The organism is Mesorhizobium sp. P2_D1, assembly GCF_056404455.1.
In genome coordinates this window covers 1-943 of the sequence record NZ_JBFUDZ010000145.1, presented here as the reverse complement: position 1 = coordinate 943, position 943 = coordinate 1, and the positions used below count along the sequence as shown (strand labels likewise).

Below are 943 nucleotides of genomic sequence, written 5' to 3'. Positions count from 1 at the left end.
CCCATTCGCCGGTCGCTCCAGCGTCCAGTTGCGGCCTGAACAGTGGCGGCGGCGGCGAGACCCAGGCGTGGCCAATGGAGAACCGATCCATCCAGTCGATGAGCGCCGAGGGCCGGAAAAGGTGCTTCATGCCGATCGTCTTGCCGTCGACCAGAAGCTTTTCGGTAGCCGCATCCCATTCGATGCCTCGCACGCCCGAGAGATGGCGCGATTGCACCGGTACGAGATGGGTATGCGTGTCCAGTACGATAGCCATGCTGTCCTAGTCCTTCTGTAGCGGGCGGGCGGGCATGGCCTTCGCAGCTTCGTCGCGAAAGGTTCCCTCGCTGCAGATCAGGACGATATGGTCGTCCGGTCGGATCAGCACCACGGTCCCGTCTCCAACCCCCAGCCGCGTGCGGAATGCGTCGCCGATATCAAGCACCATGCGGGCGCGAAGAGGGTCTGACGCGGGGATGTCCCAACGCGAAACCGCGAAATGGCGAAGGCGCTCACCGTCATCGGCGGGCATGTCCAGCCGGCGGCGGGCATCGCAGAAATGGAGCGCGAGGAAGTTCCCATCGATCAGATCATGAGCCCGCATCGGTTGGCCGTCCGGACCCTGCAGGCGGAAGTCGGGGAGCCGCTCGCCGACGCATGCGGGGGCAAGCTCGGTGCAGGCCATCGACCATGAGCCGGTGCCGTTGACGTCGAGACGCATGCCAAGCAATGAACGCGTATATACATTGGCCCAGTCCGAGCCGGACATCACGTCAGTGGCATCGCCCCTGGCATCCATAAGATGCCGCGCGGCTTCCGCCATTTCGCCGGCGCCCTTGACGGCGATAGTCTTCTGCTCCTGCTCGTAGCCGTCGAGCAGCGACTCGGGCGCAAGACCCTTGTGTACCCAGGCGAGGCGCCAAGGCAGGTTGTGCGCGTCGGTGGCGCCAGTGTTCAGGCCGAG

2 protein-coding genes are annotated in these 943 nt (G+C 64.8%); both read right to left on the bottom strand.

Annotated elements, in window-relative coordinates:
* A partial coding sequence (locus tag AC1D0I_RS32620) for a hypothetical protein (RefSeq protein ID WP_477400187.1) occupies nt 1-256 on the bottom strand: 256 nt, incomplete at its 3' end.
* Between the two features lie 6 nt (nt 257-262).
* Nucleotides 263-943, bottom strand: a 681-nt coding sequence (locus AC1D0I_RS32615; RefSeq protein ID WP_477400186.1) for an FAD-dependent monooxygenase, incomplete at its 5' end; no start/stop codon positions are given.